Raw genomic sequence first — 24,267 nt, forward strand, 5'->3', positions numbered from 1 at the left:
GCCAGAGGTAGCATGATTATCCGCGTCTTTTCCACGCTTTGTCGTGGACAGGACACGGGATAATCAGCCCATAAGCTGTACCGAAACAGGAAGCCCGTATCTGATGACTGACTCCGCGATTAACAAAAAAAGTAAACGCGCTATTTGGATCCCTCTGCTGGTATTAATTACCCTCGCCGCCTGCGCAACTGCGGGGTATAGCTACTGGCGCATGCAGCAGCAGCCGTCCGCCAGCGTCAAAGCGGAACCGGCTCCACCGCCTGCCCCGGTGTTCTTCGCGCTGGACACTTTTACCGTCAATTTGGGTGATGCGGACCGAGTGCTGTATATCGGTATCACGTTGCGCATGAAAGACGAAGCAACGCGTTCACGTCTGAACGAATATCTGCCAGAAGTACGCAGCCGCTTGCTGCTGCTGTTCTCTCGTCAGAACGCAGCCACGCTTGCCACTGAAGAAGGTAAGCAACAGTTGATTGCCGCCATCAAAGAGACGCTCGCGACTCCGCTCGTTGTTGGACAACCCAAACAGGTTGTCACCGACGTTCTTTATACAGCTTTTATTCTGCGGTAAAGACATGGGCGACAGTATTCTTTCTCAGGCTGAAATCGACGCATTGCTTAATGGCGATAGCGAGACTAAAGACGAACCCATTTCCGGTATCGCAAAAGAAAGCGATATTCGTCCTTATGATCCCAACACCCAGCGCCGCGTGGTACGTGAGCGTTTACAGGCGCTGGAGATCATTAACGAACGCTTCGCGCGCCAGTTCCGTATGGGATTATTTAACCTGTTACGCCGTAGCCCGGATATTACCGTGGGTGCGATCCGTATCCAGCCCTACCACGAATTTGCGCGTAATTTACCCGTTCCGACCAACCTGAACTTAATCCACCTGAAGCCACTGCGCGGTACGGGTCTGGTGGTGTTCTCTCCGAGTCTGGTATTTATCGCTGTAGACAACCTGTTTGGCGGCGATGGCCGCTTCCCGACCAAAGTGGAAGGTCGTGAATTTACCCATACCGAACAGCGCGTCATCAACCGCATGTTGAAGCTGGCGTTGGAAGGCTACAGCGATGCCTGGAAGGCCATCAATCCGCTGGAAGTGGAATACGTTCGTTCGGAGATGCAGGTGAAATTTACCAATATCACCACTTCACCAAATGACATTGTGGTGAATACGCCATTCCACGTTGAGATTGGTAACCTGACCGGTGAATTTAACATCTGTCTGCCATTCAGCATGATTGAACCGTTGCGCGAGCTGCTGGTGAATCCACCGCTGGAAAACTCGCGTAATGAAGATCAGAACTGGCGCAATAATCTGGTGCGTCAGGTTCAGCATTCTGAGCTGGAGCTGGTGGCAAACTTTGCCGACATTCCGCTGCGGCTATCCCAGATTTTAAAACTAAAACCCGGCGATGTACTGCCGATTGAAAAACCCGACCGCATTATTGCTCATGTGGACGGCGTGCCTGTACTGACCAGCCAGTATGGCACTGTGAACGGTCAGTATGCGTTACGCGTAGAACATCTGATAAACCCGATTTTGAATTCGCTGAATGAGGAACAGCCCAAATGAGTGATATGAATAATCCGTCCGATGAGAACACTGGCGCATTGGACGATCTGTGGGCTGACGCGTTAAACGAGCAAAAAACCACGCCTACCAAAAGTGCGGCTGATGCGGTATTCCAGCAGTTAGGTGGCGGCGACGTCAGCGGTGCCTTGCAGGACATCGACCTGATCATGGACATTCCGGTCAAACTAACCGTCGAATTAGGCCGTACCCGTATGACCATCAAAGAGCTGCTGCGCCTGACGCAGGGTTCGGTCGTCGCATTGGATGGTCTGGCTGGCGAACTATTGGATATTCTGATCAACGGCTATCTGATTGCTCAGGGTGAAGTGGTAGTCGTCGCGGATAAATACGGCGTACGTATCACCGACATTATTACCCCCTCTGAACGTATGCGCCGTCTGAGCCGTTAATCATGAATACCCAGGCGACAGTTTCTCAGCCGGCCGCCGTCCCCGGCTCACCGCTGGTGCAGGTCAGCGGTGCGCTGCTCGGGATTATCGTATTGATCCTGGCTGCGGCCTGGGCCATTAAACGTCTGGGATTTGCTCCCAAAAGCGCCGGTACGCGCGGACTGAAAGTTGCGGCGAGTACCTCACTGGGCCCGCGTGAGCGCGTGGTGATTGTTGAGGTTGAAGATGCACGGCTGGTGCTGGGCGTTACCGCCTCGCAAATTAACGTCCTGCACACCCTGCCCCCGGTCCCTGCCGATGCAGAAGAAAAAACGGCCTCCCCCGCGGATTTCCAGGCCATGATGAAAAGTTTGCTCAAGCGTCCCGGGAGACCCTGATGCGCCGTTTGTTACTCCTCACGCTGGCAGGCTTATGGCTTTTCAGCCCCGTTGCCCTCGCCGAGCTCCCAGGCCTGGTTAGCCAGCCGCTGCCAGGCGGCGGACAAAGCTGGTCTTTGCCAGTGCAAACGCTGGTGTTTATCACCTCGCTGACATTCTTGCCCGCCATTTTGCTGATGATGACCAGCTTCACTCGCATCATCATTGTTTTCGGCCTGCTACGAAATGCGCTCGGAACACCCTCTGCGCCGCCAAACCAGGTGCTACTCGGGCTGGCGCTATTTTTGACCTTTTTCATCATGTCGCCGGTAATCGACAAAATCTACGTCGATGCATATCAGCCCTTCAGCGAAGAGAAGATCTCCATGCAGGAAGCCATGGAGAAAGGCGCGCAACCGCTGCGTGAGTTTATGCTGCGCCAAACCCGTGAAGCAGACCTGGCGCTGTTCGCCCGTCTGGCAAACAGCGGTCCACTACAGGGACCAGAAGCCGTACCGATGCGGATTTTGCTTCCGGCCTATGTCACCAGCGAGCTGAAAACGGCATTCCAGATAGGCTTTACCATTTTTATTCCGTTTCTGATTATCGACCTGGTTATCGCCAGCGTGCTGATGGCGCTCGGGATGATGATGGTTCCACCCGCCACGATCGCGCTGCCGTTCAAGCTGATGTTGTTTGTACTGGTGGACGGCTGGCAGCTGCTTGTCGGCTCGCTGGCACAAAGCTTTTACAGTTAGAGGCGCGAAATGACTCCTGAATCGGTCATGATGATGGGCACAGAGGCGATGAAAGTCGCCCTGGCCCTTGCCGCACCTTTACTGTTGGTCGCCCTCGTCACGGGTCTAATCATTAGTATTCTGCAGGCGGCGACCCAGATTAACGAAATGACGCTGTCCTTCATTCCCAAAATTGTCGCGGTTTTTATTGCCATCATCGTTGCCGGTCCGTGGATGCTTAACCTGCTGCTCGACTACGTGCGTACGCTGTTCAGCAATATCCCTTATATCATCGGGTAGATGACATTATGTTGCAGGTGACCAGCGTTGAGTGGCTCCACTGGCTGAATCTTTACTTCTGGCCTTTGCTGCGCATCCTGGCACTCATCTCGACGGCTCCTATTCTCAGCGAGCGCGCCATCCCCAAACGGGTAAAACTGGGGCTGGGATTGATGATAACCGTCGTTATCGCCCCGTCGATTCCCCCGGTAGATGTCCCTATCTTTTCTGTTGAAGCGTTATGGCAAGCAATGCAACAGATCCTCATCGGCATCGCCTTAGGCTTTACCATGCAGTTTGCGTTTGCTGCAGTGCGCACCGCCGGGGAATTAATTGGTCTGCAAATGGGCCTCTCATTTGCAACATTCTTCGACCCTGGTAGCCGTCTGAATATGCCTGTCCTGGCGCGACTGATCGACATGCTCGCGATGCTGTTGTTCCTGACCTTTAACGGCCATTTGTGGCTGATTTCGCTGTTGGTCGATACCTTTCATACGTTGCCCATCGGCGGTAATCCGGTGAACAGTAATGCCTTTCTCGCGTTGGCGCGTGCGGGTAGCCTGATTTTCCTCAACGGACTCATGTTGGCACTGCCGATAATGACGCTGCTACTCACACTCAACCTTGCACTCGGCTTGTTGAATCGCATGGCACCGCAGCTGTCGATTTTCGTCATCGGTTTTCCACTCACCCTTGCCGTGGGTATTTCATTAATGGCGGCCCTGATGCCATTAATTGCGCCGTTCTGCGAGCGATTATTCAGCGAGATTTTTAATTTGTTGGCTGATATTGTCAGCGAAATGCCCGGGAAATAATAACCCTTAATTTTTATCCTGCTTTACTAAGGATTATCCTAAATTTAAAAAGCAACAACATCCACCAGGATATACCTGTCGCGGCTTATTTGTTTTTGTCTCACTCACATAAAGCAACATTTACTTTACTTTAAGATGTTTCCTGGCAAATTATACGCAACTTTACGGGATAGTAATTTCGCCTGAAAAACAGCGAAAGCGTCATCTTAGGTCGTTATTATTCCGTTTAGTTGTGATGAAATAATCAGGTAAGGGGAATTATCGTTACGCATTGAGTGAGGGTATGCCATGTCAACGATTATTATGGATTTATGCAGTTACACCCGGCTAGGGTTGACCGGATATCTGGTGAGTCGGGGGGTGAAAAAAAGGGAAATCAACAACATTTCCAGCGTTGATGAGCTCAGTCTCGCCTGTGTCTCTCAGCAACCCGCTGTGGTGTTTATTAATGAGGACTGCTTTATCCACGATCCTGCTAACAGCCAGCAAATAAAGCAAATCATTAATCAGCATCCCGGCACATTATTTATTGTGTTTATGGCAATTGCCAATGTGCATTTTGATGAATATTTATTAGTAAGAAAAAACTTATTGATCAGTTCTAAGTCGATTAAACCAGATTCACTGGATGAACTCCTTGGCGATATTCTGAAAAAGGAAGTGGATATTGTCATTGATGTAAATCTGCCGACCTTGTCATTAAGCCGCACCGAATCCAGTATGCTACGCATGTGGATGGAGGGCCAGGGAACAATACAGATATCAGATCAAATGAATATCAAAGCCAAAACCGTGTCATCCCATAAGGGGAATATAAAACGAAAGATAAAGACGCATAATAAGCAAGTGATCTATCACGTTGTGAGACTCACAGATAACGTTACCAATGGTATCTTTGTGAATATGCGCTAAGACGTTCTGACTGGTGGCGACTCCACCAGTCAGAATCAAAAAGCTGAACTCACCTCACTCCACTTTTTCCACAAAGATACCATCCTGATGACCTGACTCATTAAAGAACCAGATACCGAGCGGGTAGTCTTCCAGCGAAACGAGGTACATGGTGCCTTCACTAAATTCTTCAATAGCCAGTACCACGCCCGGTCGACGAGGACCGCCGTCCGTTTTGACTGTAACCCGATCATTCACCTTCATCGTTTTCCTCCTGTGGCTTTGTGCCAGTGTAGAACAATTTCCTTTTTCTGGCAGCGCCCGGCTCGTGCGATTGCGGGTTTTATCGACGGTCTATACTTAAGTTGTGCGTATCTGATGTTGGGATACGCTCCCCCGGTATCCTTAACGGTTGAGAGGTATGAGGATGAAAACCGCGAAAGAGTACAGCGATACGGCCAAACGTGAAGTCAGCGTCGATGTGGACGCGCTGCTGAAGGCAATCAACGAAATCTGCGAGAGTGAGATTCATCGTAGTCAGGATGACCCGGAACGCGTCAGCGTCGATGGGCGTGATTACCATACATGGCATGAACTTGCCGACGCGGTCGAGCTTGATATCCATGATTTTAGCGTGTCGGAGATCAATCGCTGACTGAGGGCGAAAAAAATCCCGGCCCTTATCGGGTCGGGATCAAGCTTGCTTATGCAAGAAGCACTTGAAAATTCGTTACACCAGGAAATCTGATGTGAAACAAACCTTATCTGCAATTTTTTTGCCTGACAAGTAAATAATTCTCACCAAAATGATAAATATAACTAATGGTTGAGAGTTCACCAGGTTATCTTCAAGCCAGGTGTTCAGGCATCCTGGCAGAGCGATCTTCGCTCACCCGACACCAGTTCATCTTCACGGAATGCTTCCCGTTTGACGCCAAAGCCGTCGTACCAGCGACATTCCACCATTCCGCTGGCATACCCGGTAACGATCATGCGTGGGCCCCCCTCTTTGGAGGTGACTTCCTCACTGACAGAAAAGACCATACCTGCCTCCTGTATCAAGAGAAACCTTTACACCTTAGACGACAAAGAGGCGTTTTGCGTAATCATCTCTGCGACAATTAGTGCGAAACTCCGCGTAGTCTGGCGACGGCTTTCACCAGCAGCACCACGACCCCGCCAATGATAAAACCGAGCACCAGATTCAGCAGGGTCGGAAGCATTAGCGCAATCAATGCACTTTGCTGTTGGGAAAAATGTTCAATCGCATGATGCAACGGTGATATCCCGTGTACCACGATTCCACCACCGACCAAAAACATCGCCAGCGTACCCACCACAGAGAGGGTTTTCATCAGCCAGGGAGCGACCACCAGCAATCCTTTCCCCAGCGACTGGGCAAGCGCGCTACGTTTTTCTGCCAGCCAGTAGCCAATATCATCGAGCTTAACGATAATCCCAACCAGGCCGTATACCCCCACGGTTACGACTAACGCGATGCCTGATAACACCAACACCTGATTCAGCAGTGGCGCATCCGCGACGATACCCAGCGTAATCGCGACAATCTCGGCAGATAAGATAAAATCGGTACGTATCGCCCCTTTGATTTTATCTTTTTCAAAGGTGAGAGGATCCTGCGCCGCCAACGTTGTCAGACGCTGCTGGCGCTCCTCTGGAGTCTCTTTGTGCTTACGCGCTTGCAAGGTATGGAGAATTTTTTCTGCCCCTTCAAAACAGAGAAACGCCCCGCCAACCATTAATAAAGGGGTGATCGCCCACGGAATGAAGGCGCTTATCAATAGCGCCAATGGCACAAGGATAACTTTGTTAATAAATGATCCTTTTGCCACGCTCCAGACTACCGGGAGTTCACGGTTCGCCCGCACGCCTGAGACCTGCTGCGCGTTAAGCGACAGGTCATCCCCCAATACACCCGCCGTTTTTTTCGCGGCCAGTTTTCCCATGACTGAAATATCATCCAGCAGCGTGGCGATATCATCGAGTAAGGTCAGTAAGCTACTTCCTGCCAAAGTTTTAATCCTCAATATTATTTTTTTGCAGCCATAAGTATGAAGTAAAACACGCAATGCTGAAACTGACCTTTCTGGTCAACATTTTTTTAACATCAGTACGTAATTATAAATCTCGCCAGCACGATAGTTTTGACGTTTACTATGTTGCACCTTTTTATTTCCACCGTGAGGGATTATGCGTTTCAGGCAATTGTTACCGCTTTTCAGTGCGCTATTCGCGCTGTACATCATTTGGGGTTCCACGTACTTCGTTATTCGTATTGGCGTTGAAAGCTGGCCGCCGTTGATGATGGCCGGCGTGCGTTTTCTCTCTGCCGGAGTGTTATTAACACTTTTTTTACTTCTTCGCGGACACAAGCTACCGCCTCTGCGCCAGCTCCTGAACGCCGCGTTAATTGGTATCCTGCTGTTGGCCGTGGGTAATGGGCTGGTTACCGTTGCAGAACATCAAAATGTTCCTTCCGGTATTGCCGCCGTAGTGGTCGCCACCGTCCCGCTGTTTACGCTGTGCTTTAGTCACTTTTTTGGCATCAAAACACGCAAACTGGAATGGATAGGGATAGCTATTGGTCTCGCCGGGATCATCATGCTGAACAGCGGCGGCAATTTGAGCGGTAATCCATGGGGCGCTGTTTTAATCCTGATTGGCTCAATGAGTTGGGCGTTTGGTTCAGTGTACGGCTCACGCATAACCCTGCCCGTTGGCATGATGGCAGGATCCATAGAAATGCTCGCCGCCGGTCTCGTGTTGATGTGCGCCTCACTACTTTCCGGGGAAAAATTGACCACTATGCCGACGTTTTCAGGCTTTATGGCGGTAGCCTATCTGGCCCTGTTTGGCTCTATTATTGCCATTAATGCCTATATGTACCTGATCCGCAACGTCAGTCCGGCACTCGCCACCAGCTATGCCTACGTGAATCCGGTGGTCGCCGTACTGTTGGGTACCGGTCTGGGAGGAGAAAGTCTGGCGCTCATCGAATGGCTGGCGCTTGGGGTGATCGTGTTTGCGGTGGTACTGGTCACACTCGGTAAATACCTGTTCCCTGCTAAAGCGGACGCCATTGTGACTCCATCGGAGAAGACGTTACAGTAAATGAATACCAAGCGTGTCGATCTGCGCGCTGGCGCCACCGCCGCAGATCCACTCGACGACACGTTCGGACAATGCTTCATCCCCCAGCTTTTCGCGCCCGCGCAGGGCGCACTCCCAGACAATCAGTACTCGCCAGCCCAGAGCCTGCAGCTTTTCGCAATCCCGCGCGTCACGCTGGACATTTTTGCCTATTTTTTCCAGCCAGAACGTCGTTCGTGTAGCGGGGACTTTGAATAAATAGCAATGGTGATGATGCCAGAAACAGCCGTGGGTAAAGAGAACACAACGATACTCATCCACCACGAAATCAGGGCGACCGGGTAACGTCGCATCTTGCACGCGAAACGTTACCCCCTGCTCTGTCAGCACACTGGCAAGGCGTTTTTCAATTGCGGTATCACGGGTGGCAATCGCCCGCATATTTTTACTGCGTGTTGCCTTATCGTGAACGTCTGCCATGCAGGTTCTCTTTCTCGCGAAGGGTAACCGCTTGTTTGATTTTTGGCTCCAGCAGCCTGGCAACTGCCGCAAATGCCGGGACGACCACCGAATTACCAAACTGGCGATAAGCCTGGGTATCCGACACAGGGATCCTGAACTGATAGCCCTGGGGGGATTCAAATCCCATCAGGCGCGCGCACTCTCTGGGCGTGAGCCTGCGCGGGCGGTGTTGCTGATTCTGCGGGTCATCAAAATCCTTTTCCCCCAGCGCCATGTCCCAACCGCGGTCAATAAGGATCTCGGCGCCATCCTTATAATAACGCGCCGATAATGTGCGCGTTACACTATGGGGATTGCCAGGATACACCATACCATAGCCGAATCCATTCCCCCGCGCCTGATGCTTTTTCGCATAGCGATAGAGATATTTCCACAGCACCGGCGTCAGCACATATTTCGCCTCGACGGTTGGCTCAAGCAGCTCCGCCAGCGTAGTACGCCGCTGTGGATAACGGGAGACAATATCGCGCAGCGTGAAGTCTGATTTCAAATTCAGTTCGCGGCGAAAACCGACGAGCACAATCCGTTCACGGTGCTGTGGCAAAAAATGTTGCCCATCGATAATCTTCGGATCATCCGGACCGTTATCGTGCGCATCCGCCACGTCATAACCCAGTTCATCCAGGGTTTGCATAATGATACGAAACGTTTTTCCCTGGTCGTGACTCTTCAGGTTTTTGACGTTTTCGAGCACAAATATCGCTGGTCGACGCGCATCAATGATACGTACCACATCAAAAAATAGTGTACCTTGCGTATCGCAGGCGAAGCCATGAGCTCGTCCTAACGCGTTTTTCTTGGATACACCAGCGAGAGAGAATGGCTGACAAGGGAAACCCGCCAGCAACACGTCATGCTGCGGAACATGCTGACGAATATGCTCCGCCGCCTGTTGGTCGCTAACCCCATCATGATGGCTGAGCGTAATATCACGAATATCTTCATTAAAGTGGTGCTGTTGAGGATCACAGTAGTGATTCGCTTTATAGGTGCGCACCGCATGCTTGTTCCACTCGCTGGTAAAGACGCACTGCCCGCCAATCGCTTCAAAACCGCGACGAATTCCGCCAATACCAGCAAAAAGATCGATAAAGCGAAAAGCATAATGGGGATGATGCGCGGGCGGTGTCGGCAACATAGCGTTCAGATGAGCCAGCTCAGCGTCGCTCAACCGATGCCACGTTTCATTGGCAACAACGCGCTTAAAGATGGCCGGACTCCAGCGATTCTCACCAACACCATTCAGATGAGCAACCAGCGTTTTCACGTCATATATTTCAAGCAACTTCGCCAAAATCACCTGTGCGGCGGCCTCGTTATCATCTGTCATTGGGTTCATGGAGCCTGCTACTGAAAAATTATCCTGCATACATTTAACCGACCGAAATAGATAACTGACAGATTAACATAAAATAGCGCGGTTGACGTGGCGGCTGTACTGACGACTAACGCGCGATAAAGGGTTGAATCGCTTCAAGATCCAGCTTTTCATATTCTCCTTTTAACTCCGCACTCAGCTTCGCCATGTATGTCAGCAAGAAGTCAGCATTATGCTGCGCCAAACGCCGCCCCTTTTCGGTTTGCATCGTCAGCGGCAACGTTAATAATTTGGTCTGGAAGTGATCGAGCGCGTACTGTTTATCATCGAGGCCACGTTTCCGGGCCAGTGGATCTTCCGCATCAAATAACGCCACGCCTAATGCGCCGGACACGGCAAATACCCGCGCTAAACCAATCGCACCCAGCGCCTCCAGCCGGTCTGCATCCTGCACAATTTTGGCTTCAGGGGTTTCTGGTACGATTTTGGCGCTGAAACTGTGTGCCTCAATAGCATGACACACGGCAAATAGCCGTTGTTGTGGAAAATCAGGGAAATCGCTCATCAAAACCCCACGCGTTTCCTGAGCTGCCAGTACCGACGAACGATGACGATCGGGATGGTTCTTCGGCAAACTGATGAGATCATGGAAGTAGCACGCCGTCAGCACCACCAGCCAGTCAACGGCCGTATCTGTGTTCAGCTTTTGTGCCGTCGTCCACACGCGGCGAAAGTGAAAGATGTCGTGGGCAGCGTCGTGCTCTGAATGGTTTTCACGTAGCCAGGTTTCAAATCGCGACTGCCAGTCGTGGAGTTCCATGCTCTCTCCCTTTACATAAAGAAAACCACCTTAGCAACAATTTTTACTCCGAACCACTGTCCGCCCTCTTTTATAGCAAAATTCAATTATTAAATAATATTTATAACGAATATCAATTTATAACTTCTGCATGTAGCATTGATAATAAATCATCAAGAATCCACGAGCAGCAATAATAAAAACACATACAATACACATAGCAAATACTAAAACCAAAAAGCATAAACCAGTTGATAAATATACATTTATACGTTGAATGAAAACGATAAGTATATATAGAAATGATTTAAAACACCCAAATTGAAACATTCTGAAATATTTAAAATATAATTGTTACATGTTATATTTTAAATTAAATGAACTTCATGGATAGTATCGAAATGTAGTTTTCAGGACATCACTACATATTCATTTTAATTATTAAATAAAGGGAATACATAATGAAAAGAAAAGTACTGGCACTGCTTCTCCCTGCTTTATTAGCTGCAGGCGCAGCAAATGCGGCTGAAATCTATAATAAAAACGGCAATAAACTGGATCTGTACGGAAAAGTCGATGGTCTGCGTTATTTCTCTGACGATGCAGGCAGCGACGGTGACATGACCTATGCGCGTGTGGGTTTTAAGGGCGAAACACAGATCAACGATATGCTGACTGGCTACGGTCAGTGGGAATATAACATTCAGGCTAACGGCACCGAAGGCGACAAAGGCGACTCCTGGACTCGTCTGGCTTTCGCAGGCTTAGGCTTTGCTGAAAACGGCACCTTCGATTACGGTCGTAACTATGGCGTCGTTTACGACGTTGAAGCCTGGACCGATATGCTGCCAGAATTCGGCGGTGATACTTACACTCAGACCGACGTGTATATGCTGGGTCGTACCAACGGCGTGGCTACCTATCGTAACAAAGGTTTCTTTGGTCAGGTTGATGGCCTGAACTTTGCTTTGCAGTATCAGGGTAATAATGAAGGTAGCAGCGTAGGTCAGGAAGGTTCTGGCAATAGCGAAAACCGCAAACTGGCGAAAGAAAACGGCGACGGTTTCGGTATGTCTACCTCCTATGACTTTGACTTCGGTTTAAGCCTCGGCGCAGCGTACTCGAGTTCTGATCGTACTAACGAGCAAGTTTCTGCTGGCCGTGGCGATCGTAGCTATGCCAATAAATACGCAGGCGGAGATACAGCGGATGCCTGGACTGTTGGCGCGAAATATGACGCTAACAACGTATACCTGGCTGCAATGTATGCCGAAACCCGCAATATGACCGCTTATGGTGATGACAAAGGCGGTATCGCCAACAAAACGCAGAACTTCGAAGTTGTTGCACAATACCAGTTTGACTTTGGTCTGCGTCCATCCGTTGCATTCCTGCAATCTAAAGGTGTCGACTTAGGTGGCTGGGATCACCATAGCAATGGCACCCCACGCTACACCGATAAAGACCTGGTCAAATATGTTGATGTGGGTATGACTTACTACTTCAACAAAAACATGTCCACCTACGTTGATTACAAAATCAACCTGCTGGACGAAGACGACAGCTTCTATGAAAGCAATGGTATCGCGACTGACGACATCGTTGCCGTTGGTTTAGTCTACCAGTTCTAATTGCTGCACAAACAAACAAGCCCGTTTCTTCTGAAGCGGGCTTTCTACATTTTTAGAGTGGGACAGAAGCCTTAAGATAAAGCTGGGAGCCTTCAGGTCGGTTACGCACATCCATTTCTTTCTGCCATTTCAACGTCATCAGCCAGCCCTTGTCATTGGCATAACGAATAGAAGGACCAAGAGAAAAGGCCCGCGCTTTAGCCGGCGCTGAATTCAATCCGTTGTCATTGGTGGTCTGTATAAATGTGTACCCACCAATGCCAAACACCCAACCATTTCCCACTGCCCATCCTAATGCATAATCGGCATGAAAAGCCTGGCCTGACTTCGTATGACTCTCCTGATTACGTCGATTAACGTCATACATCATTTTGATATCCGCATTAACACCTTGTTGCGGAATATAGCTAATTGCCCATACAGGTTGCACAGCCCAGTAGTTTCGCCCCAGGCTGGCGGGATCAGACTGGCTGTAATTACCTGTTGGTGCAAATACATCAACGCCCAGCACATAATGAAGGTCACGCAAGGGATGAAAACCTAATGCTGGCCCCAGTGTGATGTCTCCCAAACCCTGGCGGGTATATTTCCGCCCATATGATTTAGCCGTGATATCGAGCAATGGCAGGATGGAATGAAACGCCAACTGTCCCCCCAGAAGGCGCTGTTCCGTAACCCAAATAATACGCGGCGCTAGGATATTGACGTTCATACTGAAGCCCGGCCCTGAAATATCATGACCTCTGCTGTCACGCACGTGGTCATACCGTGCGCTGCCTCCGTACAACAGGGTATGTATTCCTTCGGCAGGAAGAAACCCTGACATATAGTTTTCCAGACCATCGGGATAAATACCCGGTCCGTTTCCCTCGGAGGCTACCACCGAAGGCGCTGCAAGCAGAAAAGCTACGCCTGGCAAAATCCTTTTCATCCTCTTTATCATTTTGCTATCCATTGATACTGTTTACCTGAAGGAAATACGGATCAATATTGATGCCCGAGGGCAAAACTGAGCAGTTTCACTAAAAATTAAGATTCTTGTCCGTTATCACTCACACCAGTTTTGGTAAAATATTCAGTACATTACCAAACCAACAGAAGATCACGATGATACCAAAAATAATAACTACGGCGGGGATAATCCGCCCTCCCCATACAGTAAACATCTGATTCGGAAACTTTTGCCTTGATTTCAAGGCCAGCACGGCCGGAATAATAACAGCCCAGATCGTTGCACATAATCCTGCCCCACCGATCCCATAGATAAATCCGTTAGGGAATAACAGGTAAAGCACCGTTGGCGGCAAAAACGTCAGCATTACTGTTTTAAATCGTCCAGAATGGGAATTGTCGAATTTGAACAGATCGGCAAGAAAGTCAAATAGTCCTAATGTAACGCCGAAGAAAGAACTGGCCACGGCCAAATTAGAGAAAACGAGTAAACAGAACTCAATCACGCCACTCTGATTAGTTCCCAAAAAGGACCCCACCAAAGCATCGACATTACCGCCAGAAGCAATTATACCTTTAAAACTCTCACGAGGGATGTTACCCATCGTACAATATAGCCAAAACAAATAAACAACCAATGCCAGAAAAGATCCCAGCACAACACTTTTTATCAATTTATCTTTTTTCTTTCCGTAGCAGATGATTAGGCTGGGGATATTACCATGAAAACCGAAGGATGCCAGGCATACCGGAATGGCCATAAATATATAAGGAAAAAACGAGCGACTTTCTTCGTTTACTCCACTTACCCCACTTAAAATTGAGTAATCGACCTGAAAGAAAAGCGAACCAAAAACAATCACGAAAGCAAGAATTTTAATCCCAAGAAATAATGATGTAATCCGACTTGCAGCCAATGAGCTAAACCATAATACAGTTGCTACAAACAGCGCGGTACAAACACCAATGATTCGTGGGTTAACATGACCATCAGAATGCATAGATATCGTTTCACTAATAATAGCTCCATTTGCTGAAATATATGCATAAGTCAATATATATAAAACAAAGGCAACTGTCGCACCGCTAATCACATTCCATTTATTACCAATTAAATCTTTTGTAATTGTGTTAAAACTGGAACCGACAGGATAATTTAAATTGGCTTCCAGAAGTAGCAATCCTGAGTGCAACATTGAAAACCAGGATATAATTAATATAAATGCCCCCCAGAAAAACCAAGCGCCGGCGAGATCAACGGGTAATGCAAACATCCCTCCACCTATTACGGTGCCAGCAATCACCATAATCCCCCAAAAGGATGAATGCTTTGAATTGGAATTTTCTTCCATACGAGCCTCTTTTCATCAGTTGTATTTATTCACTATCATATTAATTTTATAAAAATGTGAACCATGAATAGCTATGAGATATAGCCATTCATGGTCAATTATTGACTATCAGATTTCTTTCAATCGAGCAGTAAAGTGACGTAGAACTTTAGGTTCATATGTAAAAGTTAATCCTTTAATATTTTTGGCATTTTCTTTCACATGACTAAAGGCTTCAATAATGAAATCCATATGCGATTGCGTATATGTCGCACGCGGAATGGTTAAACGTAACAACTCAGCCGGACACGGTAACTGAACTCCCGTTTTAGGATCCCTGCCGAGTAAAAATGAACCAATCTCTACAGCGCGAATGCCAGCGACTTTATAAAGTTCGCATGCCAGCGCCTGTGCCGGGAATTGTTCAGCAGGAATATGCGGTAATAATTTTCCAGCATCCACGAATGCCGCATGTCCACCAGCTTGCTGACAGGTCACACCAATAGCTTCAAGACCATCAACCAGATACTGAATCTGTGCAATACGATAGGCCAGCCAATCCTGGTTCATGCCATCAGTTAGACCGACGGCCAGACGTTCCATTGCTCCGCCTTCCAAACCACCATAGGTAGGGAATCCCTCCTGCACCACACAAAGCGTCCGGCATTCGGTATAGACATCAAAATAGCTGTCATCTTTAATACAGAGCAGCCCCCCCATTGGCACCATCGCATCTTTCTTCGCTGACATAGCCAGCATATCCGCATATTTATAGGTTTCGCGTGTAATCTCCTCGATGCTCCAGTCCTTATAAGCTGTTTCCCTTTGCTGAATGAAATATGCGTTCTCTGCAAATCGAGCGGAATCCATCACCACTGGAATATCGTATTTTTTCGCCAGCTGATATGTTGCTTTCAGGTTTGCCAGTGAAACCGGCTGACCACCGGCAGAGTTACACGTTATCGTAGCCACAATATAAGGAACATTATTTGGGCCTACCTCCTGGATACCTTCTTCCAGTTTATCCAGGTCGAAATCCCCTTTGAAATCACAACGGACTGCAGTATCAAATGCTTCTTTGATATAAACATTTCGGACAGTACAGCCATTAATTTGACTGTGTCCCTGAGTTGTATCGAAGAAGTAGTTTGAGAACACAACCATTTTACTTCTGTCCAATCCCTTTTCTTGCTCACGCTTACGGATTAATACAGGGATATAAATCTGCTCAGCACCACGGCCCTGGTGAGTCGGAATAGTATATTGATATCCAAAAATATTCTTAACCGCATCTGCAAGCGCATAATAACTGCGGCTTCCGCTGTATGCTTCATCTCCCCTTAGCATTGCTGCTTGCATATTTTGGGTAACAGCGCCAGTACCGCTATCTGTCAATAAATCAATAAAAACATCCTCACTATCAAGCAGGAATGGGTTCATTCCGGAATTAATAATCGCATTTTCACGGTGCTCCCGCGTTGTACGTTTTACGGGTTCAATAACACGAATACGGAATGGTTCTGGTAAATGTTTAAAGTTATTCATGGAATATTTCCTGTATTAGATATACACATACCACGCCTGCAGTAACTCATAGGCCTGAATTACTGAAGCATTTTAAATATTGATGAACAACCCATATAAATTTTATCCACACATCTCTACACCCGTTATCTACGCCTAAACCCACACGTAAACCAGGTATAACAAGATTATGCAGCAAATAAATTATGAATTATTCAAGGCATACAAAAAACAGAAAAAAGTTTCTGTTCACATTGTATGAATAGGAAGGAGTAAAACTTAAGGGCGATGATTGACAATCATCGTGTCGATGTTGAACCACTTAGAAGTCAGATATGTATTAAATAAGCTAATCATTAGATATCAACTCTTATTAAACATGACAACATCATTATAGCATGGCGATTTTTTGTCTATTAGCAGTTAAAGTTATTGTGATTAAAATCACGATAAATTAGACATGTGCGATATATCCATTACTCAACAGCATTGCATTCACATCAATGTAACATCACGCTAGTGCGCCAATATAGTAATTAGGATATCCCTAACCACCTAATCAAGAAAGCATTAAATGAACCATTGTTTTCATTTGGCATGTATACTGGAGAGAATTTTCAATTCAGATCACAAATTTCATTCCAGAGGATTATTGAGTTCCGAGGATACATTCGTATCTGTTGCCTCACCCGACTAAGGCAAACTGGACATTTCCTGGGCGAACAAATACCGATTGTTCCCAAGCATTTCCACGAAAAATGATTTAATACATAGTGAGAAGGATTTTATGAATATCAGTACGATTATCTCCTCCACAGATCGCATAAAACTCGTCGCTGGCTAATGCCTGGCGGTAAACTGCTGGTTGAAGTACATACCTTTGATGAAGTGAAACGTCAGGGCATGGCAAGCCCAGCCTGGCATGATGAAGAATATCTCCATCTTCTGAGTGACAACGGTTTCACTGTACTACAGCACCCTGATGGTCACGTTTGGCCGGTTAGCGATACATTCGAAGGAAAACTGAACGTTTGGCTGGCAGAAAAGAAATAATCATGTAACTCCATGAGAAAGTATCGACCCAGTCATCCCCAGGGCTGGTACTAATAAGTCGAGCCGACGTACTTCAATGTCATACGACTTAGCTCACAAAATGAAGGACATAGTGGTAATTTCCTACCGGGAACGCTGGGTAAGTGATAACGTATTCGACGGTCAGTTTGTTCAAAATATACCAACAAGATATGGCAGATAGTTATTCGGAAGGGTATATCGAGTGAAAGACTGAGGAAGAAAATTTTAGATAGAAACCATTAAAAACAGCCAGTTACTGGTAAGTAGTGGCGGAGAGAGGGGGATTTGAACCCCCGGTAGAGTTACCCCTACTCCGGTTTTCGAGACCGGTCCATTCAGCCGCTCTGGCATCTCTCCGTTTTAGCGGTTGCCATGATGCCAGGTAATTTGGCATTTTAACAGACCCAGTTCCGTCAATTTCGTTCAAGTGACGAGTTTGCGAGCAAAACGATGATTAAGTGGCCCTGGAAAGAACAAGAAACAACCCGGAGTGATGACTGGCCGTGGGATGACGCCCTGGCCATTCCCCTTCTTGTAAATCTCACCGAGCAAGAACAAGCCAGACTTATCGCCCTTGGCGAGCGCTTTTTGCAACAAAAAAGACTGGTCGCACTGCAGGGGTTTGAGCTGGACCCGCTGAAAAGTGCTCGTATCGCTCTGCTTTTCTGTTTACCTGTTCTGGAATTAGGGATCGAGTGGCTCGACGGGTTTCACGAAGTGCTCATCTACCCAGCCCCCTTCGTCGTGGACGATGAGTGGGAAGACGATATTGGGTTGGTGCATAATCAACGCGTTGTACAATCCGGACAGAGCTGGCAGCAAGGCCCGATAATCCTCAATTGGCTTGATATTCAGGATTCCTTTGATGCCTCCGGCTTTAATCTGATCATCCATGAAGTGGCGCATAAGCTTGATATGCGTAACGGCGATCGCGCCAGCGGTGTTCCGGCGATCCCCCTGCGCGATATTGCCGGTTGGGAACACGATCTGCATGCCGCAATGAACAACATTCAGGATGAAATCGATCTGGTTGGGGAAACCGCATGTAGCATAGATGCCTACGCAGCAACGGACCCGGCCGAATGCTTTGCCGTGTTATCCGAGTATTTTTTCAGCGCGCCTGAATTATTTGCTCCGCGTTTTCCTGCCTTATGGCAACGTTTCAACCAATTTTATCGCCAGAACCCTATGGAGCGGTTACGCGATACCCGAGAAGACGACGATTATCGCTCACCAAATGTGCATTAACACTGAATTTGAAGATTAATTAACCAATTGAAATGACGTACTAATTTTACTGTTGACACCTCATGATGAGGTCAGTAATATGCGCCTCGTTCACACGATTCCTCTGTAGTTCAGTCGGTAGAACGGCGGACTGTTAATCCGTATGTCACTGGTTCGAGTCCAGTCAGAGGAGCCAAATTTAAGAAGCCTGCTCAGGAAACTAAGCAGGCTTTTTGCATTATATTTGATAATCAATCACTGTTTCATCCGGTTCCATCGCCTGGCGTTTGATTTCATCGACGGATAGCCCTGCGTTGCATAGCTCGATGAATCGCCAGACGTAGTTGCGCTGCAATTGCCCGCGTTTCAGCCCCAGCCAGACGGTATTCGCATCAAATAAGTGCCTGGTATCCAGTCGGGTCAAGCCCCCCTCTTCCTGCTCTACGCTGGATTGCTCCGCCACTAGCCCAATACCCAGACCCAACGACACGTAAGTTTTAATCACATCAGAGTCCTGGGCGCTGAGGATAATATCCGGAACCAGCCCTTTGCGAGCAAACGCCTCATCGATACGGGAACGCCCCGTAATCCCCTGCCGATACGTAATCAGCGGCCAGTGGGCGATGGACTCCAGCGTGAGAGGAGACGTTTTCACTAAGGGATGGTTGTGGGGAACAAGCAGGCTGTGGTGCCAACGAAACCAGGGAAATGCCACTAGCAATGGGTCGCTACTAAGTCGCTCACTGGCAATCCCGATGTCTGCCCCGCCATTTTGCAGCAGTACGTCAATCTCCTGCGGTGTACCCTGGATAAGTTCCAGTCGCACCTCAGGAAAGAGCTCACGAAAAGCTTTAATCACCGCGGGCAGGCTATAGCGCGCCTGTGTATGCGTGGTGGCGATCGTCAGGATACCGGAGGTGTCATTAGTAAACAGATCCGCCAGTCTACGAACGTTGCTGGCTTCATTGAGAATACGCTCGGCAATAACCAGCAAGGCTTTGCCCGGTTCAGTCATGCCCAGCAGACGTTTACCGCGACGGATAAAAATCTCAATGCCAAGTTCATCTTCTAGCTCACGAATATGTCGGCTGACACCCGACTGCGAGGTGTACAGTATATTCGCGACTTCTGTCAGGTTGTAATCCTGACGGGCCGCCTCGCGGATTATTTTAAGTTGCTGGAAATTCACTTTTTGCTCCGGACACATCAGACATTACGCTATTGTTAAAGTCTGATGCCCGGCATAACAAATAATAAAAACCTGAATCTTATTCCTCGCGGGAATAAGCTTTAACTAACCAGCTGCAGCTCGCGGTTTTCGAGCGTTGGACGGCTGACCAACGACAGCAGAATCTCTTTCACCGCCTGTGCCTGCGGCGATAAGCTCCCTCTGGCTGAGACATTCAATGATAATGGCAGATTCATCGATGGGGTTGTTATTCGCGCCATCCAGCCATTTGCAGCATTGCATAATGAACGAGCCGCCGACTCAGGCAATACAGTCACGCCCATACCGCTGGCAATGGCAGCGGTTAAGGTGGCAATAGAATCAATTTCGCCAATAACTTTGGTCGTTAAGCGACGAAGCGAAAATGCTTCATCCACGCGCAGGCGAACTGCACTGTAATCCCGTGGCAAATACAGATTCATCTGCGCCACCGCGGCTAAATCAACGCTTTGCCCCGGGCACTCACGCGTCCCGACCAGGTAAAGATCCTCTTTAAGCAGCGGTTGGCTGCATATACCCGCCACAGGCGATCGCTCGTAGAGTACCGCCATGTCTAATTGCCCACTGAGCAGCTTATCATTCAGCACCGTCCCACTGTTTTCATGCAAATAGACCAACACATCGGGCAGCTCGGCACGTACAGTCTGTAATAATGGCATCGTAATAGATGACGCGGCCGTCCCCGGTGCGAGACCAATAGAAACCTGGCCCCCCAAGGTCTGCCCCACGTTATTGACCGCAAGTTGCGCCTGCTCGCACTGACGTAAAATCGTCCGGGCATGGGTATACAACACTTTCCCAGCTTCCGTCGGCGTGACGCCGCGTTTGGTGCGAATCAACAACTGCTGATCCAGTTCGCCTTCAAGCGTAGCAACCTGCTGGCTCAGCGCGGGTTGCGCGATGTGCAATACTTCCGCGGCCTGCGTCAGGCTACCAATATCGACGATTTTTACGAAATATTTCAGTCGTCTGAAGTTCATTTTGCCTCCTGTCGGAATACCAGAACCCGTGCTGGCAGTCATTGAATTCAGGATTGCAAGATGCTTGCCAGTTTCATCACAAGTCATGTTTTATGGTTAAAACTGCGTAATGTCAGGAGTAAAGGTGCAGGATGAGCAGTTTGCTCATCGGTATCTCTCATTCTGGTTGCCCAAGAAGAGGTAGACGCGCACCACAATGGGGCAAACGTATAAAAAGATGTAAAGATCGCCGCTTTGCTGATTTTGTCAGCAAACGATCGCGCAAATGAATTTACCCCTTTGACAAGCATCCTCGCCCTCGCTAATATGCGCCTCGTTCAAACGATTCCTCTGTAGTTCAGTCGGTAGAACGGCGGACTGTTAATCCGTATGTCACTGGTTCGAGTCCAGTCAGAGGAGCCAAATTTAGAAAAGCCCGCTTTATAGCGGGCTTTTTGCTTTTCTGTTTTTCATTCGTCTTATTTTTCATGTAACCCTCTGGTGAGGGAGATAATCGTTTTCTCTTCCCGTCTGTCGCGGTAATCTCATAACGGTCGTTAATATATCGACTGCAATGTGTGTAACCCAATTCGAATACTAATAACTAAAAGACAGTACAGACAGGATAACTATGGATTCCACCCTCACCTCCACGGGTCCTCAACAGGACACCTCTTCGCTTGTTCGTGCCCGTCGTGCTGCGCTTGGTAGCTTCGCTGGCGCCGTGGTCGACTGGTATGATTTTCTGCTTTATGGCATCACCGCCGCGCTGGTATTTAATCGCGAATTCTTCCCGCAGGTCAGTCCGGCGATGGGAACGCTTGCCGCATTCGCCACCTTCGGTGTCGGTTTTTTGTTCCGTCCGTTAGGCGGGGTGATCTTCGGCCACTTCGGCGATCGCCTGGGTCGTAAACGCATGCTGATGCTCACCGTCTGGATGATGGGGATTGCCACTGCGTTGATCGGGATTATTCCTTCCTTTGACGCCATTGGCTGGTGGGCTCCTGTGCTGCTGGTGACGCTGCGCGCCGTTCAGGGATTCGCCGTGGGCGGTGAATGGGGCGGCGCGGCGTTGCTCTCGGTCGAAAGCGCGCCGAAAAATAAAAAAGCCTTCTACAGCAGTGGCGTTCAGGTTGGTTACGGTGTCGGGCTACTGCTTTCTACCGGTCTGGTCTCGCTGATAAGCTCGCAAACCACCGATGAGCAGTTCCTGAGTTGGGGCTGGCGTATTCCGTTCCTGTTCAGCATTGTGCTGGTTTTGGGCGCATTGTGGATGCGTAACAGAATGGATGAATCTGCCGAATTCGAACAGCAGCAGCAGACACATCAACCTGAGAAAAAACGGCTGCCGGTAGTTGAGGCGTTAATCCGGCATCCCGGTGCATTTTTAAAAATTATCGCCCTGCGCCTGTGCGAACTGCTGACGATGTATATCGTCACTGCGTTTGCCCTCAATTACTCCACGCAGAACCTGGGACTTCCCCGCGAGCTTTTTCTGAATATCGGGTTGTTAGTCGGTGGACTGAGCTGCCTGACCATCCCCTGCTTTGCCTGGCTTGCCGACCGGTTTGGTCGACGACGCGTCTACATTACCGGCGCGCTGGTCGGTACGCTGAGCGCCTTCCCATTCTTTATGGCGCTTGAAGCACAGTCTATTTTTTGGATCGTGTTCTTCGCGATTATGCTGGCCAACATTGCACACGATATGGTGGTCTGTGTGCAGCAGCCTATGTTTACCGGTTTGTTTGGCGCAAGCTATCGCTACAGTGGCGCGGGCGTGGGTTATCAGGTGGCAAGCGTAGTTGGCGGCGGTTTTACCCCCTTTATTGCTGCAGCACTGGTCACATTCTCGGGCGGAAACTGGCACAGCGTGGCCATTTATCTGATGGCCGGTTGTCTTATTTCCGCTGCCACCGCGTTGCTGATGCGGGATAAACAGCACGGTTAAGCCCGGATGCGAAGACCCTTCGGTCTTCGCACTATCTTCCTCAACGTCTGACTTTTGTTTCACATTCCTGTGACATACTATCGGGAGAGCAGTACATCTGTGGAACAAGGAGACAGACATGAACAATAAGGGCTCCAGCCTGACCCCAATTCAGGCACTGGATAAACTGGACGCGCTGTACGAGCAGTCGGTTAAAGCACTGCGTAGCGCCATTGGTAAGTATATTGAAACAGGGACGCTCCCTGACGTAATCGCCCGCAATAATGGTCTTTTTGTTTACCCATCGCTTTGTGTAACCTGGGATGGCAGCGCCACCAATCCCCCCAAAACCCGCGCCTATGGCCGTTTTACCCATGCGGGATGCTATACCACAACGATTACCCGTCCGTCACTTTTTCGCCCCTATCTTGAAGAGCAACTCACGCTACTGTATCAGGATTATGATGCGCATATCTCCGTGGAGCCGTCGCAGCATGAAATCCCTTATCCCTATGTCATTGACGGCTCTGAACTGACGCTCGACCGCTCGATGAGCGCCGGATTGACACGCCATTTCCCGACCACAGAGCTATCACAGATTGGCGATGAAACAGCAGACGGTACCTATCATCCGGCAGAGTTCTCTCCGTTGTCTCACTTTGACGCCCGACGGGTAGATTTTTCGCTGGCACGACTGCGTCACTACACGGGAACGCCGGTTGAACACTTCCAGCCGTTTGTGCTGTTCACTAACTACACCCGCTACGTCGATGAGTTCGTGCGCTGGGGTTGCAGCCAGATCCTCGATCCGGACAGCCCCTATATTGCACTGTCGTGCGCGGGCGGGATCTGGATCACCGCGGAAACTGAAGCGCCAGAAGAAGCCATCTCCGATCTCGCCTGGAAGAAACATCAGATGCCTGCCTGGCATTTAATCACCGCTGACGGTCAGGGGATCACGCTGGTCAATATCGGCGTTGGCCCGTCTAACGCCAAAACCATTTGCGATCATCTGGCCGTACTGCGTCCTGACGTCTGGCTGATGATTGGTCACTGCGGCGGCCTGCGTGAAAGCCAGGCAATTGGCGACTATGTTCTGGCCCATGCTTATCTGCGTGACGACCACGTGCTGGATGCCGTACTACCGCCGGACATTCCAATTCCGAGCATCGCGGAAGTGCAACGCGCACTGTATGACGCCACCAAAGAAGTCAGCGGTATGCCCGGTGAAGAGGTTAAACAGCGCTTGCGTACCGGTACTGTCGTCACCACCGACGATCGTAACTGGGAGCTACGCTATTCCGCTTCTGCGCTGCGTTTTAACCTCAGCCGCGCGGTAGCTATCGATATGGAAAGCGCCACCATCGCCGCTCAGGGCTACCGCTTCCGCGTCCCTTACGGCACGCTGCTGTGTGTTTCCGATAAACCGCTCCATGGTGAGATCAAACTACCTGGCCAGGCCAACCGTTTTTATGAAGGTGCCATCTCTGAGCATCTGCAAATAGGTATCCGGGCTATCGATCGTCTACGTGCTGAAGGCGACCGACTGCACTCCCGTAAATTACGTACGTTCAACGAACCGCCGTTCCGTTAAGGC

General features: G+C 49.1%; 26 protein-coding genes, 3 tRNA genes and 1 pseudogene. 17 read left to right on the forward strand and 13 right to left on the reverse strand.

Annotation, left to right across the window (positions count from 1 at the left end):
- Window positions 1-103: 103 nt before the first annotated feature.
- From fliL to rcsA, 8 genes are all read left to right on the forward strand, one after another.
- Window positions 104-571, forward strand: a complete 468-nt coding sequence (gene fliL / locus OGY15_RS15635; protein WP_016153493.1) for a flagellar basal body-associated protein FliL — start codon at window positions 104-106, stop codon at window positions 569-571.
- A 4-nt stretch (window positions 572-575) separates the two neighbouring features.
- On the forward strand, window positions 576-1,580 hold the full coding sequence (gene fliM, locus OGY15_RS15640; protein WP_048218013.1) for a flagellar motor switch protein FliM: 1,005 nt from the start codon (window positions 576-578) through the stop codon (window positions 1,578-1,580).
- Window positions 1,577-1,990 carry a flagellar motor switch protein FliN gene (gene fliN, locus OGY15_RS15645; RefSeq protein ID WP_286539977.1) on the forward strand — a complete coding sequence of 138 codons (414 nt, stop codon included), beginning with the start codon at window positions 1,577-1,579 and terminating at the stop codon, window positions 1,988-1,990. Before fliM ends, fliN begins: the two co-directional genes overlap by 4 nt.
- Complete coding sequence (gene fliO, locus OGY15_RS15650; RefSeq protein ID WP_187253003.1) at window positions 1,990-2,367, forward strand: flagellar biosynthetic protein FliO; 378 nt, start codon at window positions 1,990-1,992, stop codon at window positions 2,365-2,367. The genes fliN and fliO overlap by 1 nt, the downstream gene beginning before the upstream one ends.
- A complete protein-coding gene (gene fliP / locus OGY15_RS15655) occupies window positions 2,367-3,104 on the forward strand; it encodes a flagellar type III secretion system pore protein FliP (RefSeq protein WP_252837696.1) in 738 nt (245 codons plus the stop codon). Before fliO ends, fliP begins: the two co-directional genes overlap by 1 nt.
- A gap of 9 nt (window positions 3,105-3,113) precedes the next feature.
- Entirely contained in the window at window positions 3,114-3,383 is a 270-nt protein-coding gene (gene fliQ / locus OGY15_RS15660) for a flagellar biosynthesis protein FliQ (RefSeq protein ID WP_003030425.1), read from the forward strand.
- A gap of 8 nt (window positions 3,384-3,391) precedes the next feature.
- Window positions 3,392-4,177, forward strand: a complete 786-nt coding sequence (fliR, locus tag OGY15_RS15665) for a flagellar biosynthetic protein FliR (RefSeq protein ID WP_151218915.1) — start codon at window positions 3,392-3,394, stop codon at window positions 4,175-4,177.
- 288 nt (window positions 4,178-4,465) lie between these two features.
- Window positions 4,466-5,089: a transcriptional regulator RcsA gene (gene rcsA, locus OGY15_RS15670; RefSeq protein ID WP_103771252.1), complete on the forward strand. Its 624-nt coding sequence runs from the start codon at window positions 4,466-4,468 to the stop codon at window positions 5,087-5,089.
- A 54-nt stretch (window positions 5,090-5,143) separates the two neighbouring features.
- On the opposite strand, the gene dsrB is transcribed toward rcsA, so the two are convergent.
- The gene (gene dsrB / locus OGY15_RS15675) at window positions 5,144-5,332 is read right to left on the reverse strand and encodes a protein DsrB (protein WP_003030419.1); all 189 of its coding nucleotides are present in this window, start codon (window positions 5,330-5,332) and stop codon (window positions 5,144-5,146) included.
- Window positions 5,333-5,495: 163 nt separating this feature from the next.
- Between dsrB and yodD the strand changes: the two genes are divergently transcribed.
- Entirely contained in the window at window positions 5,496-5,723 is a 228-nt protein-coding gene (gene yodD / locus OGY15_RS15680) for a YodD family peroxide/acid resistance protein (RefSeq protein ID WP_286539984.1), read from the forward strand.
- Between the two features lie 206 nt (window positions 5,724-5,929).
- Here yodD and OGY15_RS15685 read toward each other — a convergent pair whose 3' ends face one another.
- Window positions 5,930-6,112 (reverse strand): YodC family protein, encoded by a 183-nt coding sequence (locus OGY15_RS15685; protein ID WP_151224641.1) that lies wholly within the window; start codon window positions 6,110-6,112, stop codon window positions 5,930-5,932.
- A 77-nt stretch (window positions 6,113-6,189) separates the two neighbouring features.
- Window positions 6,190-7,101: a DUF808 domain-containing protein gene (locus tag OGY15_RS15690; protein WP_210904640.1), complete on the reverse strand. Its 912-nt coding sequence runs from the start codon at window positions 7,099-7,101 to the stop codon at window positions 6,190-6,192.
- Window positions 7,102-7,279: 178 nt separating this feature from the next.
- On the opposite strand from OGY15_RS15690, the gene yedA reads away from it, so the two are divergent.
- A complete protein-coding gene (gene yedA, locus OGY15_RS15695; protein ID WP_210904639.1) occupies window positions 7,280-8,200 on the forward strand; it encodes a drug/metabolite exporter YedA in 921 nt (306 codons plus the stop codon).
- Here the strand turns inward: yedA and OGY15_RS15700 are convergent.
- The 3 genes from OGY15_RS15700 to OGY15_RS15710 form a co-directional block, all read right to left on the reverse strand.
- Window positions 8,192-8,659, reverse strand: coding sequence for a very short patch repair endonuclease (locus OGY15_RS15700; RefSeq protein WP_151224642.1), 468 nt, complete (start codon window positions 8,657-8,659; stop codon window positions 8,192-8,194). The genes yedA and OGY15_RS15700 overlap by 9 nt on opposite strands.
- Window positions 8,640-10,070, reverse strand: a complete 1,431-nt coding sequence (locus tag OGY15_RS15705; protein ID WP_151218917.1) for a DNA cytosine methyltransferase — start codon at window positions 10,068-10,070, stop codon at window positions 8,640-8,642. Before OGY15_RS15705 ends, OGY15_RS15700 begins: the two co-directional genes overlap by 20 nt.
- A 76-nt stretch (window positions 10,071-10,146) precedes the next feature.
- Window positions 10,147-10,839 (reverse strand): phosphohydrolase, encoded by a 693-nt coding sequence (locus OGY15_RS15710; RefSeq protein ID WP_286539993.1) that lies wholly within the window; start codon window positions 10,837-10,839, stop codon window positions 10,147-10,149.
- 440 nt (window positions 10,840-11,279) lie between these two features.
- Here OGY15_RS15710 and ompC point away from each other — a divergent pair, with 440 nt between their 5' ends.
- Complete coding sequence (gene ompC, locus OGY15_RS15715; protein ID WP_151218919.1) at window positions 11,280-12,449, forward strand: porin OmpC; 1,170 nt, start codon at window positions 11,280-11,282, stop codon at window positions 12,447-12,449.
- Window positions 12,450-12,501: 52 nt separating this feature from the next.
- On the opposite strand, the gene OGY15_RS15720 is transcribed toward ompC, so the two are convergent.
- The 4 genes from OGY15_RS15720 to tnaC all read right to left on the reverse strand — a co-directional run bounded on the left by OGY15_RS15720 (window position 12,502) and on the right by tnaC (window position 16,612).
- Window positions 12,502-13,404, reverse strand: coding sequence for a SphA family protein (locus tag OGY15_RS15720; protein WP_279574340.1), 903 nt, complete (start codon window positions 13,402-13,404; stop codon window positions 12,502-12,504).
- A gap of 97 nt (window positions 13,405-13,501) precedes the next feature.
- Window positions 13,502-14,752 (reverse strand): low affinity tryptophan permease TnaB, encoded by a 1,251-nt coding sequence (gene tnaB / locus OGY15_RS15725; protein ID WP_286539999.1) that lies wholly within the window; start codon window positions 14,750-14,752, stop codon window positions 13,502-13,504.
- Between the two features lie 108 nt (window positions 14,753-14,860).
- Entirely contained in the window at window positions 14,861-16,276 is a 1,416-nt protein-coding gene (tnaA, locus tag OGY15_RS15730) for a tryptophanase (protein ID WP_151224644.1), read from the reverse strand.
- A gap of 258 nt (window positions 16,277-16,534) precedes the next feature.
- Window positions 16,535-16,612 (reverse strand): tryptophanase leader peptide, encoded by a 78-nt coding sequence (tnaC, locus tag OGY15_RS24710; RefSeq protein ID WP_103771344.1) that lies wholly within the window; start codon window positions 16,610-16,612, stop codon window positions 16,535-16,537.
- 477 nt (window positions 16,613-17,089) lie between these two features.
- Between tnaC and OGY15_RS15735 the strand changes: the two are divergent.
- A pseudogene (locus OGY15_RS15735) lies at window positions 17,090-17,302 on the forward strand (class I SAM-dependent methyltransferase); the annotation flags it as partial.
- 294 nt (window positions 17,303-17,596) lie between these two features.
- Here the strand turns inward: OGY15_RS15735 and OGY15_RS15740 are convergent.
- A tRNA-Ser gene (locus OGY15_RS15740) sits at window positions 17,597-17,686 on the reverse strand.
- A gap of 93 nt (window positions 17,687-17,779) precedes the next feature.
- Between OGY15_RS15740 and mtfA the strand changes: the two genes are divergently transcribed.
- The gene (mtfA, locus tag OGY15_RS15745; RefSeq protein WP_151218921.1) at window positions 17,780-18,577 is read left to right on the forward strand and encodes a DgsA anti-repressor MtfA; all 798 of its coding nucleotides are present in this window, start codon (window positions 17,780-17,782) and stop codon (window positions 18,575-18,577) included.
- 99 nt (window positions 18,578-18,676) lie between these two features.
- A tRNA-Asn gene (locus OGY15_RS15750) sits at window positions 18,677-18,752 on the forward strand.
- 42 nt (window positions 18,753-18,794) lie between these two features.
- Here the strand turns inward: OGY15_RS15750 and cbl are convergent.
- Window positions 18,795-19,745, reverse strand: a complete 951-nt coding sequence (cbl, locus tag OGY15_RS15755) for an HTH-type transcriptional regulator Cbl (RefSeq protein WP_151218922.1) — start codon at window positions 19,743-19,745, stop codon at window positions 18,795-18,797.
- A gap of 101 nt (window positions 19,746-19,846) precedes the next feature.
- The gene (nac, locus tag OGY15_RS15760; protein ID WP_151218923.1) at window positions 19,847-20,764 is read right to left on the reverse strand and encodes a nitrogen assimilation transcriptional regulator NAC; all 918 of its coding nucleotides are present in this window, start codon (window positions 20,762-20,764) and stop codon (window positions 19,847-19,849) included.
- A gap of 326 nt (window positions 20,765-21,090) precedes the next feature.
- Between nac and OGY15_RS15765 the strand changes: the two genes are divergently transcribed.
- From OGY15_RS15765 to OGY15_RS15775, 3 genes are all read left to right on the forward strand, one after another.
- Window positions 21,091-21,166: transfer RNA gene (locus OGY15_RS15765), tRNA-Asn, on the forward strand.
- Window positions 21,167-21,374: 208 nt separating this feature from the next.
- Window positions 21,375-22,691, forward strand: coding sequence for a shikimate transporter (gene shiA / locus OGY15_RS15770; RefSeq protein WP_210904963.1), 1,317 nt, complete (start codon window positions 21,375-21,377; stop codon window positions 22,689-22,691).
- Window positions 22,692-22,809: 118 nt separating this feature from the next.
- Window positions 22,810-24,264 (forward strand): AMP nucleosidase, encoded by a 1,455-nt coding sequence (locus OGY15_RS15775; RefSeq protein ID WP_151218924.1) that lies wholly within the window; start codon window positions 22,810-22,812, stop codon window positions 24,262-24,264.
- Window positions 24,265-24,267 lie beyond the last annotated feature (3 nt).

Origin of the sequence: Citrobacter sp. Cu231, assembly GCF_030332265.1 — a bacterium.
GTDB classification, from domain to species: domain Bacteria; phylum Pseudomonadota; class Gammaproteobacteria; order Enterobacterales; family Enterobacteriaceae; genus Citrobacter; species Citrobacter meridianamericanus.

What these genes read in the sequence shown, in the direction of transcription:
- fliL (WP_016153493.1), top strand. Translation starts at nt 104, where the DNA reads ATGACTGACTCCGCGATTAACAAAAAAAGTAAACGCGCTATTTGGATC.
- fliM (WP_048218013.1), top strand. Translation starts at nt 576, where the DNA reads ATGGGCGACAGTATTCTTTCTCAGGCTGAAATCGACGCATTGCTTAAT.
- fliN (WP_286539977.1), top strand. Translation starts at nt 1,577, where the DNA reads ATGAGTGATATGAATAATCCGTCCGATGAGAACACTGGCGCATTGGAC.
- fliP (WP_252837696.1), top strand. Translation starts at nt 2,367, where the DNA reads ATGCGCCGTTTGTTACTCCTCACGCTGGCAGGCTTATGGCTTTTCAGC.
- fliQ (WP_003030425.1), top strand. Translation starts at nt 3,114, where the DNA reads ATGACTCCTGAATCGGTCATGATGATGGGCACAGAGGCGATGAAAGTC.
- fliR (WP_151218915.1), top strand. Translation starts at nt 3,392, where the DNA reads ATGTTGCAGGTGACCAGCGTTGAGTGGCTCCACTGGCTGAATCTTTAC.
- rcsA (WP_103771252.1), top strand. Translation starts at nt 4,466, where the DNA reads ATGTCAACGATTATTATGGATTTATGCAGTTACACCCGGCTAGGGTTG.
- dsrB (WP_003030419.1), bottom strand. Translation starts at nt 5,332, where the DNA reads ATGAAGGTGAATGATCGGGTTACAGTCAAAACGGACGGCGGTCCTCGT.
- yodD (WP_286539984.1), top strand. Translation starts at nt 5,496, where the DNA reads ATGAAAACCGCGAAAGAGTACAGCGATACGGCCAAACGTGAAGTCAGC.
- OGY15_RS15685 (WP_151224641.1), bottom strand. Translation starts at nt 6,112, where the DNA reads ATGGTCTTTTCTGTCAGTGAGGAAGTCACCTCCAAAGAGGGGGGCCCA.
- yedA (WP_210904639.1), top strand. Translation starts at nt 7,280, where the DNA reads ATGCGTTTCAGGCAATTGTTACCGCTTTTCAGTGCGCTATTCGCGCTG.
- OGY15_RS15700 (WP_151224642.1), bottom strand. Translation starts at nt 8,659, where the DNA reads ATGGCAGACGTTCACGATAAGGCAACACGCAGTAAAAATATGCGGGCG.
- OGY15_RS15705 (WP_151218917.1), bottom strand. Translation starts at nt 10,070, where the DNA reads ATGCAGGATAATTTTTCAGTAGCAGGCTCCATGAACCCAATGACAGAT.
- OGY15_RS15710 (WP_286539993.1), bottom strand. Translation starts at nt 10,839, where the DNA reads ATGGAACTCCACGACTGGCAGTCGCGATTTGAAACCTGGCTACGTGAA.
- ompC (WP_151218919.1), top strand. Translation starts at nt 11,280, where the DNA reads ATGAAAAGAAAAGTACTGGCACTGCTTCTCCCTGCTTTATTAGCTGCA.
- OGY15_RS15720 (WP_279574340.1), bottom strand. Translation starts at nt 13,404, where the DNA reads ATGGATAGCAAAATGATAAAGAGGATGAAAAGGATTTTGCCAGGCGTA.
- tnaB (WP_286539999.1), bottom strand. Translation starts at nt 14,752, where the DNA reads ATGGAAGAAAATTCCAATTCAAAGCATTCATCCTTTTGGGGGATTATG.
- tnaA (WP_151224644.1), bottom strand. Translation starts at nt 16,276, where the DNA reads ATGAATAACTTTAAACATTTACCAGAACCATTCCGTATTCGTGTTATT.
- tnaC (WP_103771344.1), bottom strand. Translation starts at nt 16,612, where the DNA reads ATGATTAGCTTATTTAATACATATCTGACTTCTAAGTGGTTCAACATC.
- mtfA (WP_151218921.1), top strand. Translation starts at nt 17,780, where the DNA reads ATGATTAAGTGGCCCTGGAAAGAACAAGAAACAACCCGGAGTGATGAC.
- nac (WP_151218923.1), bottom strand. Translation starts at nt 20,764, where the DNA reads ATGAACTTCAGACGACTGAAATATTTCGTAAAAATCGTCGATATTGGT.
- shiA (WP_210904963.1), top strand. Translation starts at nt 21,375, where the DNA reads ATGGATTCCACCCTCACCTCCACGGGTCCTCAACAGGACACCTCTTCG.
- OGY15_RS15775 (WP_151218924.1), top strand. Translation starts at nt 22,810, where the DNA reads ATGAACAATAAGGGCTCCAGCCTGACCCCAATTCAGGCACTGGATAAA.